Here is an 11,559-nt window from a genome sequence, read left to right as displayed (position 1 = left end):
TCGGAAGATTTCGCGCGGTGATGTAGCCGAACAGCGGCGTGAGAATCGCGGTGAGTTCACGAACTGTCAACGCCCGGTCTTCGATTCCGAGGAACGCCAACATCGCCAGTGAAGACACGGTCACCGGGGTGACCTCGTTGATGCGGTGACACACCTCGATGCCGGCCTTCTGAATGGCGAGGCGCTGATCGGTTTCCTGGCTGAGTGCGTCCGCGAGTGAGAGCGGCCGGCCGATGGTCACGTGCGCGACACCGTTGCGTTTTCCCTGGGCGCGTACGTAACCCACCATCCAGCGCAGGCCTTCCGGTGTCTTCTCGGCGCCGAGCGCCTCGGCAGCCATGGCCCCGACCTCGTAGAGTTGGTCGTAGCTCAGCGCAACCGGGACGAGGTACACGTCGGACGCTCCGCTGACCTGAAATGCCTTGGTCAGGTAGGTCAGGAGACCGAAGCGCGGCGGGCGTAGTTTCCCGGTACGTCCGCGTCCACCTTCGATGTACCACTCCAGATTGAAGCGCTTGGTCAGCAGATAGCGCATGTACTCGTGCATCGACCACTTGTAGACCTCGTCGTTGCCGATGCTTCGACGAATGAAGACGGTGCCGCTGCGCTTGAGGATCGAGCCCATGGGCCAGAAACTGATGTTGAGGCCGCCCATGACGTGATTGAGCGGCAAGCCGTTCGCGATCAACGCCGGACGCAGGACGAGGGGATCGAGGTACGAACGGTGACTGGGGAGGAAGACCAGTGAGTGTTCCTTGTTCAGCTCACGGAGTTCCTCGAAGCGGCTCGTGTCCACGTCCAGCTTGTAGGCGCGAGCGAAGTAGCGGCCCAGGCGATCCCACACCGCGATGGCTTGGCGACTCTGGGTGGCAACCATTTCTTCGAGAGCTTCACGTGCGCGGCGATCGACTTCGGCGACGGCGATGTTCAACCGGTCGGCCAAAGCCATGACCTCGGTGGCGAATCGGCGGGTGTCGGTGATCTCGTCGACGACGAACCGTGACACCTTGTACTGGCCACCCAGTAGGCCCAATTCGGCGCGTTCGAGTGCCAGAGCGGCCTGCCGTCGGATGAACTCCGGTAGCGAACCGCCACCGCTCTTTTCGAGGCGACGCTCGAGATCGCTCAGTGGTGCGGGTTCACCTTCGATGACCTGGCACCGAGAGGGGTCGGTGCGCAGGGTTCTGCGTTGTGCACCGCGTCCGGGGTGGAGAGGATCGCGTGGTGCCAGCGCATCACGTAGTCGCACCGCGACGTTGTGCTTGGTATGGGTGTCCGGAATCCACACCACGCGAAGCGGTGCGAGCATCGGGTCGTCGGTCCGTGCCGCCAGTTCTGCCAGGGTCTTGTCGGTGATGTTGACGGTGACCGGCCGAGTTTCGGATGAGCTTGCCTTGTCGGCAAGCCACTTTCGCAGCACGCCGGCTTCGGCCTCTGTCATGGTTTCGGTGAGGTACACGCGCGGGTTGGTCGTGTTCTCGCTCATGACTCACGCACCTTCCGTTGTGACTCCGAGAGCGACGATCTCGTCCAGGCTCTCCTGCAAGCACTGCATCAGCAGCGCGGGCTTCGTGATCGCGGCGGTGTCGAGATTGATTCCGATACAGCACACCCCGACGTGGGAGACCAGTGTCGCCATCGCCGCGCAACCGGGCGCCGGGCCGAACGGGAACATCCGCTCGATCTTCGCTCCGGCGAGATAGACCGGTACCGGTACGCCGGCGACGTTGCTCGCCTGCAGGTCCAGTCCTGTCGACTGGGACAGATACCAGTTCGCGAGTAGATAGTTCGGCAGGCGAGCGAGGATCGGGGCGGCGACGTCGATAGCGTCCAACGCCGGTTCCTCACGCAGACTCAGAACGATCTCTCGCACCTGCCTGATGCGTTTGGCCGGATCCGTTTCGGAGACCGGGCCGTTGAAGCGAACGGCTGCAAACCGGTTGCCGCCGTTGGCGTCTGCGCCCGTACGCATGCTGATCGGCATACCCATCGGAATGCTGTCGACGGATTGTCCGAAGGCTTCGTGGTAGCGATGGAAGCCGCCGAGCAAAGCGGCGACGTACGCGTCGTTGAGTGAGCCGCCGGCAGCTTTCGCCCCGGCCTTGAGCTCGGGAACACCCACTTCGAGAGTTCCGAACCACCGTCCGAGACCACGATCGTGGAGCAGAGGGGAACCGGAACGAGCTGGGGGAGTGACGATCTTGCGGAGTGAATTGGCGTAACCGAGGACCTCGGAAGCTGTCGTGATCGGACTCGAGATCGCCGTGGTCGCAACATTGGTGGCACCGCGGACCAGCTTGGCGATACGCGAGGGCGCACGCCGGATCTCGCTGACGACCTCCTCGCCGAAGGCGCCCACCGATGACAGATGCTCAGGAGCAGGCGGTGTGCGGTCGGGCTTGTTCGGAGTGGGGTCCGGGCGTCTGCTGTGCAGGAGCGTCATCATCTGGATGCCGCCCATGCCGTCGGTGATGGAGTGGTGAGTCTTGACCACGAACACGGCGCGACCGTCGTCGAGACCTTCGATGAGCAGCGCGCTCCACGGCGGTCGAGCCTTGTCGAAAGGTTCCGTCGCAAGGTGACGACACATGCGCAGTGCGTGATCGAAGTCCGCCGGTGCAGGTAAGCGGACGCGTCGTAGGTGGTAGCCGATGGCGAACTCGGGATCGACGGACCACACCGGATTGCCCAGCTGCATTGCCGGTTCCACTGCTCGCATACGAATACGCGGAACCACGTGCGATGCCCACTCGACTGCGTCGAGAAGTCGATCCCAGTCCGGGGCACGATCGAGTACCTCTACCGCAACGATCGGTGAGCGCAGTTGCGGCTGCGCCTCTTCCATCCGCCACATTCCAGTCTCGAAGTCGGACATCGTGCGGTTCGCCCCCCAGGCGACCGCGGAAAGGTCGACGTCGACCGCGCTAGGAGGAACAAATGGATTGCTGTTGGCCATACGTCAAGAACTCCCTCGGTCTGCGGATCCACCCCGCGCATCTCTGCTTCTAAGTGTGGACCCGCGACCGTGGGCGCGTCCCGGTTTCGGTGTCAGCCGACAGGTGTGACGTTCGTCAGTTAAGGGCTAATCGGACATGCCGGGAAGTTCAGTGCTCAAGAAGTGACGCCGACGGCTTTCAGGGCTATCTCGCGGTAGAGAACACTGACTTCGCGCGGAGTCTGCGGCCCGTCGAGTCGATACCAGAGGACGACGGACTGACACATTCCCAGTAGTGCACGGCCCGTTCCGGTGATGTCCGGGACCGTGAACTCACCGCTCTCGACGCCTGCCGTCAGTACGTCGACGAGTAGGTTCTCGAGCTTCTTTCGCTTGGCGGCGTAGCTCTTTCGTTCCGCGTCCTCGAGGTACCGCAGTTCGGAATCGAGGAAGGCTATGTCGGAGCGACTGGTCATGTGCAGAACACACGCCTCGACGAGATTGCCGAACTGTGCCGTCGGCGACGGTCCGGCAGCGTCGACCGCAGCGCTCGCGCGTGCGGTGACGTTCTCGATGCCCGGTTCCATCAGCGCGACGAGGATGCCCTGTTTGTTGCCGTGGTGGTAATACAGCGTCGGCACGGTGACACCGGCACGTTTTGCGATGTCACGAACCGACGCTCCGTGGTAACCGAGTTCGTGGAACACCTCGAGTGCGGCGGTGAGCAGGGGAGTCAGCGTCAGTGGTTCCACGATGCGCCACTGTTCGTCGGGCTGAGCCTCCGACTGCAAATCCGTCATTCCGCCTGTTCGCTCCGTTCGGAAATTTCTGGTGATGTGCGCAAAGAAGGTTCAACCCTAGCGCAAGGCGTGTCCTCCTTACCGATGCTCGGCCACCATTGGATAGCATCACTATCCAGTAAAGGGTCGAGCGAGTTGGACGGAGGAGCGGTGAAGGTTTCCGAACTGGCCGCACAGTCCGGCGTTGCACTGGCCACTATCAAGTACTACCTCCGTGAAGGTCTGCTGATGCCTGGTGAGCCGACCAGCGCAACGGGAGCGAGGTACGGCGAACAGCACGTCCGGCGACTCGCGTTGATCAGGGCCCTGGCCGGGGCGGGACTCGCGATTCCACGGATTCGCGCGGTGCTCGAACTGGTGGACACTGACGAGCGATCCGAATTCGAGACTTTCGGCCGCGCAATCGCGCAACTACCCCCGTACGTCGAACCTGAACCGGATCCAGAGTTCCCCAGAGCTCGCAAGGTTCTGGAGTTTCTCGGTCAGGTTTTCGAGCCGAGGTACGTGGCGGTCGCGCACCTCGAGCGGGCACTGATCGGCCTCGAGGATGCAGGACTGAGTCTCTCGGACGAGCGCCTGCGCGCCTACGGCGAACACATCCGAGGGATTGCCGAAGTGGAAATCGAGCTGATGCCTACCAGTTCGACCGAGGACGGCATTCGCTATGCGGTCCTCGGAACCGCCATGTACGAACCCGTCCTGACAGCTTTGCGACGCCTGGCGCACCAAGATTTGGCCGCACGACATTTCCCGCAACACCGAGAAAGCACCGAACAGGAAAATCGATGAGCACCAGTCCCTTTCAAGATCTCAATCGCCTCACCTCGCTCGGCGACGGGCGATACACCGCAACGATCGATTCGATCTGGACCATCGGGCCGAAAGTGCACGGCGGCTCCATGATGGCTGTGTGCGCCGCTGCAGCGCGTCAATGTCTGCGAGACGGCGCAGGTGAGAACGACTCGCTTCTGAAGATGCAGCCACTCGCAGTGAGCGCCAACTATCTGTCGGCCCCAGATCCGGGTGAAGTCGAACTGGAGGTGATCGTCCGAAAGCAGGGACGCCAGGTCGCGTTATTAGACGTCGAGTTGAGCCAGGCGGGCCGCAGCGCTGTTCGCGCGGCGGTCACGCTCGGATTCCCCGATGACGGCGACCCCACCTTCGTCACGGCCTCGTCGATCGACGACATGTCACCGGAACCGCCGGAGAGTGCGGTGGCAGTCATCGGCGATCACCCGATGGCGCAGGTCGTGCATGTCGGTCAGGGTTGCGACATGCGAATCGACACCACCTCGGCGCACTTCCTGACTGGCAGCCAAGGCGAGGCCGAGGTCAGGATGTGGGTCCGTCCTCGACCCGAGGACGAAAACGACCTCGACACCGCTGTGCTGTTCGCGATCATGGCGGGTGACATCAGCGCGCCGGTGACGATGAACCGCGGCCTGTTCGGGTGGGCGCCGACCGTGCAGTTGACGACGTACCTGCGCCGACTGCCGACGCCGGGATGGCTTCGCGTGCGGGCGAGCTCGGATGTTCTGGGCAGCACGTGGTTCGAAGAGGATCATGCTGTTCTCGATTCGACGGGCGCAGTCGTCGTCCAGAGTCGTCAATTGGCGATGATGCCCCGCTAGGGTCGATCGCTGCGGTCGTGGCAGGCTGTTCGCCATGACAAGAATTGCGATTATCGGTGGCGGCAAGATCGGCGAGGCGCTGATCTCCGGGCTGTTGCAGGCCGGCCACGCCATCAAGGATCTGGTCGTCGCCGAGCAATATCAGCCTCGCGCAGACGAATTGATCGCCGAATACTCCATCCGCGTCAGCACGGTCGCCGATGCCGCCGAGGGTGCGGACGTCATCGTCATCGCGGTGAAGCCGAACGACGTCGAGTCAGCGCTCACGGCGTTGACGAAGGTCGATCTGGACGGCGACCTCGAACAATTGATCGTTTCCCTTGCGGCGGGAATCCCCACGGGATTCTTCGAAACGCGTCTGCCCGCAGGGTTCCCGGTCATCCGCGTCATGCCGAACACCCCCATGTTGGTCGGGGAGGGCGTGAGCGTGCTCTCGCCCGGACGGCACGTCAAGGCCGAGCATCTCGAGCTCGTACGCGGCATCCTCGGCAGCGTCGGCAAGGTGGTCACGGTTCCCGAATCGCAGATCGACGCGGTCACTGCTGTCTCCGGTTCCGGCCCGGCCTACTTCTTTCTGGTCGCCGAAGCGATGATCGACGCGGGAGTCGGTCTCGGCCTGACGCGCCCGGTCGTTACCGAATTGGTGGTGCAGACGATGGTCGGTTCCGCAGCGATGCTCGATCGCACCGGCGACAGCGCGACGGATCTTCGCGCCGCGGTGACGTCACCGGGCGGAACGACGGCTGCGGCACTGCGTCAGCTCGAAGCGGGCGGCCTGCGGACGGCGTTCTTCGATGCCTTGGATGCCGCCAAGTCGCGCTCGGCCGCGATGGGTGCAGCTGCGGATTAGTCGTCCGTTTAGCCACACCCGTCGCTTTAACCCCACCAGTACAGCTAAGCTCGACTTAGTACGTACGTGTCTGTTCCGCCGGAGGGGAAGCCGGCGGCGCGAGTCGTGCTGGAGGTATGTGGATTAATGGTGTCTGCAAACAAGCCGTCCATGGGTTCGTCCCACGACGGAAAGCCGGCAGTGGCCGGCACGCAATTCCTCACTGTTGCTGAGGTAGCAACTTTGATGAGGGTGTCGAAAATGACTGTGTACCGGTTGGTACACAGTGGCGAATTGCCTGCTGTACGAGTGGGCCGTTCGTTCCGTGTACATGCGAAGGCAGTACACGATTACCTCGAAACCTCGTACTTCGATGCCGGCTGACCAGCCGGTTCGAAGAGGATGACCTCGGCGTGAGCCGAGTCGCGGGCACAGCGGTTGCTGTGCCGGAGGCTCGGTTTATGCCGAGTGACTCCACACCGGTACGATGAGTCACTGTCGTACCAGCAAGCTGGTGTCGTAAGGCGCTGAGCTAGTTAAAACGAGGGCCAGGCGCCAATTGCTTGGCGCAGGCGTACGTGACCGGCGTGCGCAGGAACGCTAGAGAAGAACGTGAGGGACACCCGCTATGGGTTCAGTGATCAAGAAGCGTCGCAAGCGCATGTCGAAGAAGAAGCACCGCAAGCTGCTTCGTCGTACCCGAGTACAGCGCAGGAAACTCGGTAAATAAGCAGTACCTGTTGATGCCCGCCACCCCTTCCGGGGTGGCGGGCATCAGCATATTCGGGGGGAAGCGATGTGTGCCACGTCTCATTGGCTGGGCGATTTGTCTTGAATGGCCGAAATTTGGGTAGTCAGCGCGGGACCCCCTCTGCCCGTAAAGTGGGGGAAAATCGCGGGAGGGACGCTTCGGCAGAGCGCGTTTCTACTGGATATGGGGGTACTTGGTGGTTGAAGGTGACAACACTTCAGGGGGCACGACGCCTCGCGTCGTACTGGTGACCGGGGCGAGCAGATTTCTCGGCGGCTACCTGGTGACCAGGCTTGCGCAGAATCCGTCGATCGAGCGTGTCATCGCCGTCGACGCCGTCAGTCCGAGCAAGGACATGATGCGCAGAATGGGCCGCGCGGAATTCGTGCGAGCAGACATCCGCAATCCGCTGATCGGCAAAGTGATCCGAAACGCCGAGGTCGACACCGTCGTGCACGCGTCGACGCTTCAGAAAGCCCCCAAAGCCGGCAGCCGCGCCGCGATGAAGGACATGAACGTCATCGGCGCCATGCAACTGTTCGCGGTCTGTCAGAAAGCTCCGACGGTTCGCAAGGTGGTCCTGCGCTCGGCTTCGGTCGTCTACGGGTGCAGTGCCAAGGATCCCGCTCAGTTCACCGAAGAAATGAGTGCGCGCCGCCGGCCGCCGGGCGGATATGCCCGCGACAGCCTCGAGATCGAGGGATACCTCCGCGGAATGGGGCGTCGGCGCCCAGACATCTCGGTCGGGATTCTGCGGTTGGCGCCGTTGATCGGACCTCAGCTGACTGCAACCGTCGGGCACTACGTCACCGCCCCACTCGTGCCCACCATCGTCGGGCGCAACGCGCGCCTGCAATTGCTCCACGTCGAGGATGCCCTCGCGGCGCTGGAGAAGGCGACCATCGGACACGCTTCGGGTACGTACAACATCGCCGGCGACGGAGTGGTCATGATGTCGCAGGCGATCCGCCGGGCAGGCAGGGTGGAAGTTCCGATGCCGCTCGCTCTGTTCCGTAGTGTCGGCAGCGCGTTGGTGGGGTCGTCCATGAGGCTGTACACCGACGAGCAACTCGAGTATTTCCGGTTCGGCTGCGGACTCGACACCACTCGCATGCGCAGCGAGCTGGGGTTCGAGCCGCGATGGACCACCATGCAAGCACTCGACGATTTCATGCGTGCGATGCAGACGCGCCGGATCATCAAGTCCGAGTGGATCGATCGGGCGGAGAATGCGTTGACCACCATCCTCGGCGGTGACACCGCCGCGGCGGCAACAAGTGCAGACGTGATGCACATGCCGCTGTCGGGACGAAGTGCGGTGAAGGGGTGACTGACGTGGCGAAGGTAATTCCCCTGCGGCCCAGCGCAACTCACACCGGAAAGTCGGCAACTTCCCGTTCGCGTGAGTCCGTCACCGGTGCGGAGCGTGACATCCGTGAACAAAGTGAGCGCCGGCATCCGTCCGGAGTGTCCTCGGCGGCCGACCACGGCGGTGAGAGCACGTTCGTCGATTCGGCCAGGTCGGCGATCGTCGATCAGATCGCCTCGGCAGCAGAATTCTTCCGACGTCGGGTGTCCGGCGACTACGAGGTCGACGAGTTCGGGTTCGACCCGCATTTCGCGGACAACGTCGTCATGCCGATGTTGCGCCCGCTGTTCGAGAAGTGGTTTCGCGTCGAGGTCAGTGGGATCGAGAACATTCCCCTCACCGGGGGAGCGCTTGTGGTCGCCAACCACGCCGGTGTGATCCCGATCGACGGACTGATGACGTCGGTTGCCGTGCACGATCACCATCCAGCGCATCGTCCACTGCGAATGTTGGCTGCGGACATGGCATTCGAGATGCCGGTGGTGGGTGGACTGGCGCGCAAAGCCGGTCATACGTTGGCCTGCAACCCCGACGCCGAGCGTCTGCTCAACGACGGTGAAGTCGCGGCCGTGTTCCCGGAGGGATTCAAGGGCATCGGGAAACCGTTCAGTGAGCGGTACAAGTTGCAGCGGTTCGGGCGCGGTGGCTTCGTGTCGGCCGCAATGCGAACCGGTGTTCCGATCATTCCGTGCTCGATCGTGGGTTCGGAGGAGATCTATCCCAAAATCGGTGATCTCACCACACTCGCACGCGTTCTCGGTCTTCCGTATTTCCCGGTGACACCGCTGTTTCCGCACTTCGGGCCACTCGGCCTGGTTCCGTTGCCGTCGAAGTGGTACATCGAGTTCGGAAAGCCCATCGTCACCGATACCTTCGAGAGCGGTGCCGCCGACGATCCGATGGTCCTGTTCGAGGTCACGGACCACGTCCGGGAAACGATTCAGCAGACGCTGTATCGACTGTTGGCCAAGCGTCGCAACGTCTTTCTCGGCTGAGTTCGGTCCGGATCGCTGCTCGATCCGGACCGAACCCGCTCAGGCGTTCTGTTCTTTGCGCCTGGCGAGAATTGCCGCGAGCGCCCCGCCGACCGCTCCGAGCACCAGCGCCGTCGGTACGCCGATCTTGGCGGCCTTTCGTCCGGTGCGGAAATCGCGAACTTCCCACCCGCGGTTCTTCGCGAGTTCACGAAGATCTGCGTCGGGATTGATCGCCACCGGTGTCCCCACCAACGAGAGCATCGGAACGTCGTTGTGGCTGTCGGAGTAGGCGGAACAGCGCTTGAGATTGAGTCCTTCACGCACCGCCAACGTCCGTACGGCGTGCGCCTTGCCCATGCCGTGCAGGATGTCGCCGACGAGTCGGCCGGTGAAGACGCCGTCCTCACTCTCGGCGACAGTGCCCAAGGCGCCGGTCAATCCCAGTTTCTCGGCGATGACCTGAGCCAGTTCGACCGGAGTTGCCGTCACCAACCACACCTGTTGTCCGGCGTCGAGGTGCATCTGGGCCAACGCCCTCGTGCCTGGCCAGATCTTGTCGGCGATGACCTCGTCGTAGATCTCCTCGCCGAGGCGGGCGAGTTCGGCGGTGGATCGACCGGCCACGAAGGACAGTGCTTTCTCGCGGCCTTCGGCGACGTCGTCGCTACTTTCTCGGCCGGTGACTCGGAACTTGATCTGCTTCCACGCGAAATCCACCAGATCCGAGGTCTTGAGATACTTTCGTGCAGCGAGACCACGGGCGAAGTGGATGATCGACGCACCCTGCACCATGGTGTTGTCGACGTCGAAGAATGCGGCGGCCGTGAGGTCGCGCGGAACGGCCGGGGGCTCTTCGCCGGTTTCCGGTTCTGTGGGGTTGGCAGCTTCGTGCAATGCCAGAGCTGCGTCAGCGCTCGCCTCGCCGGCGAGATTGGCTCGAACTTCCGACTCACTCGGGCCCAGCGGATTCTTCACATGGCGACGTCCGGGGAGAATGACCCCGGCAAGCCCTGATCCGAATCCGGAGCCGTTCGGTAGTGATCGCGCAGGCACCCGCACCTCCCGTGTTGCATTCTCGAGCAGAGAACTCTTCGAGTCAGCCTATCCTCCGCGATGAGGCCCGATGGGTTGGATGGTGACCTTCCCTGTGGTGTGTGACGTTCCTCTCCGCCGATTTGGCACCGAGTGGGGCTCCGGAGGCACACTCGACCGATCAAGTAGATGGCGTCCCCGTAGAAGAAAGGTATGCGTCGATGACTGCAGCTACGCATGAAGTGACCCTGTTGACACGCGCAGGATGCGCGTCCTGCGTCGGCGCGGCGGAGGTCCTGCGACGGGTCTGTTCCGAGTTCGAGCTGGAATTGACGTGCATCGACGTGGACGAAGCTGCCGCGACGGATCCAGAGCTGAGAGCGGAGTACGGAGACAGATTGCCCGTCATTCTTCTCGACGGACGCGAGCACGGTTACTGGGAAGTCGACGAGGAGCGCCTTCGTGACGATTTACGCAAGTAAGGCAACCCTCAAAGTTGTCCGCGGAGCCGCTTTGCAGGTGAACGGCACATCGAACCCGTCTCGAGCAACTTTGTGCATGGGTTCACAAGCGGTTACCGTGGTGTGAACATTCCCCCGGAGCATCGTGGAGGTCGACAGTCGTGTCGACCGGACGAGGAGCCAGCGACGTGACCGAACCGCACCAGACGCATGAGCCTGTGGCTCAGCGCGTCACCGGCGCTGCGGGCTCTTCCGTCACCGACGCTTCCAGCGCCTCGGTTACCGACCCGATCGCTCAGGATCGCGTCATCCCCCAGGCTACGGTGACGCGCTTGGCCGCATACCTGCGGGTCCTCGGAGTGATGTCCGACCGGGGTACCTCCATCGTCTCGAGCGAGGAACTCGCGCAGGCGTCAGGTGTCGGATCAGCGAAGTTGCGTAAGGATCTGTCGTTCCTCGGACCCAACGGTGTCCGTGGCGTCGGGTACGACGTCAACAGGCTCCGCATCCGCATCGAGCGTGCACTCGGACTCGATCGTGGGCACAAGGTCGTTCTCGTCGGAGTCGGAAACCTCGGCAAGGCGCTGGTCGGCTACGGCGGATTCAGCCGCCGCGGTTTCGAGATGGTCGGACTCTTCGACAGTGATGCAGATCGAATCGGAAGCAGAGTCGGGGATCTCGTCGTGCGCAGCACCGAGGAACTGACCGTCGCCTGCCGTGAACTGAATGCGACCATCGGCGTCATCTCCACACCGGACGAGGCAGCTCAGGGCG

The 11,559-nt window shown here is 62.9% G+C and carries 13 protein-coding genes; 9 read left to right on the top strand and 4 right to left on the bottom strand.

Annotated features, from left to right (window positions below):
- The 3 genes from A2J01_RS27540 to A2J01_RS27530 form a co-directional block, all read right to left on the bottom strand.
- The coding region (locus A2J01_RS27540; protein WP_156519425.1) for a glycerol-3-phosphate 1-O-acyltransferase at positions 1–1,486 on the bottom strand (1,486 nt) is incomplete at its 3' end.
- Between the two features lie 3 nt (positions 1,487–1,489).
- Positions 1,490–2,956: a wax ester/triacylglycerol synthase domain-containing protein gene (locus A2J01_RS27535; protein ID WP_064114001.1), complete on the bottom strand. Its 1,467-nt coding sequence runs from the start codon at positions 2,954–2,956 to the stop codon at positions 1,490–1,492.
- A 155-nt stretch (positions 2,957–3,111) separates the two neighbouring features.
- Positions 3,112–3,735 carry a TetR/AcrR family transcriptional regulator gene (locus tag A2J01_RS27530; RefSeq protein ID WP_003942051.1) on the bottom strand — a complete coding sequence of 208 codons (624 nt, stop codon included), beginning with the start codon at positions 3,733–3,735 and terminating at the stop codon, positions 3,112–3,114.
- A gap of 150 nt (positions 3,736–3,885) precedes the next feature.
- On the opposite strand from A2J01_RS27530, the gene A2J01_RS27525 reads away from it, so the two are divergent.
- The 7 genes from A2J01_RS27525 (at position 3,886) to A2J01_RS27500 (ending at position 9,310) form a co-directional block, all read left to right on the top strand.
- On the top strand, positions 3,886–4,524 hold the full coding sequence (locus A2J01_RS27525) for a MerR family transcriptional regulator (protein WP_064114000.1): 639 nt from the start codon (positions 3,886–3,888) through the stop codon (positions 4,522–4,524).
- Positions 4,521–5,366, top strand: a complete 846-nt coding sequence (locus A2J01_RS27520) for a thioesterase family protein (protein WP_007735317.1) — start codon at positions 4,521–4,523, stop codon at positions 5,364–5,366. Before A2J01_RS27525 ends, A2J01_RS27520 begins: the two co-directional genes overlap by 4 nt.
- A 34-nt stretch (positions 5,367–5,400) precedes the next feature.
- Positions 5,401–6,216: a pyrroline-5-carboxylate reductase gene (proC, locus tag A2J01_RS27515; RefSeq protein ID WP_064113999.1), complete on the top strand. Its 816-nt coding sequence runs from the start codon at positions 5,401–5,403 to the stop codon at positions 6,214–6,216.
- A 126-nt stretch (positions 6,217–6,342) separates the two neighbouring features.
- Positions 6,343–6,579: a helix-turn-helix domain-containing protein gene (locus tag A2J01_RS27510; RefSeq protein ID WP_003941845.1), complete on the top strand. Its 237-nt coding sequence runs from the start codon at positions 6,343–6,345 to the stop codon at positions 6,577–6,579.
- 244 nt (positions 6,580–6,823) lie between these two features.
- The gene (locus A2J01_RS35470; RefSeq protein ID WP_003402602.1) at positions 6,824–6,925 is read left to right on the top strand and encodes a 30S ribosomal protein bS22; all 102 of its coding nucleotides are present in this window, start codon (positions 6,824–6,826) and stop codon (positions 6,923–6,925) included.
- Positions 6,926–7,142: 217 nt separating this feature from the next.
- Positions 7,143–8,276 (top strand): NAD-dependent epimerase/dehydratase family protein, encoded by a 1,134-nt coding sequence (locus A2J01_RS27505; protein WP_003941967.1) that lies wholly within the window; start codon positions 7,143–7,145, stop codon positions 8,274–8,276.
- Positions 8,273–9,310 (top strand): lysophospholipid acyltransferase family protein, encoded by a 1,038-nt coding sequence (locus tag A2J01_RS27500; RefSeq protein ID WP_042923247.1) that lies wholly within the window; start codon positions 8,273–8,275, stop codon positions 9,308–9,310. Before A2J01_RS27505 ends, A2J01_RS27500 begins: the two co-directional genes overlap by 4 nt.
- 39 nt (positions 9,311–9,349) lie before the next feature.
- Here A2J01_RS27500 and A2J01_RS27495 read toward each other — a convergent pair whose 3' ends face one another.
- Complete coding sequence (locus A2J01_RS27495) at positions 9,350–10,345, bottom strand: HAD family hydrolase (RefSeq protein ID WP_020968932.1); 996 nt, start codon at positions 10,343–10,345, stop codon at positions 9,350–9,352.
- 200 nt (positions 10,346–10,545) lie between these two features.
- Between A2J01_RS27495 and A2J01_RS27490 the strand changes: the two genes are divergently transcribed.
- Positions 10,546–10,806 (top strand): glutaredoxin family protein, encoded by a 261-nt coding sequence (locus A2J01_RS27490; protein WP_003941953.1) that lies wholly within the window; start codon positions 10,546–10,548, stop codon positions 10,804–10,806.
- A gap of 140 nt (positions 10,807–10,946) precedes the next feature.
- Positions 10,947–11,559: redox-sensing transcriptional repressor Rex (locus tag A2J01_RS27485; protein ID WP_064113998.1), on the top strand; the 613-nt coding region annotated here is incomplete at its 3' end.

It is taken from the genome of Rhodococcus sp. EPR-134 (genome assembly GCF_001647205.1).
Taxonomy (GTDB): domain Bacteria; phylum Actinomycetota; class Actinomycetes; order Mycobacteriales; family Mycobacteriaceae; genus Rhodococcus_F; species Rhodococcus_F qingshengii.
This window is presented reverse-complemented; position numbering and strand designations above follow the sequence as displayed.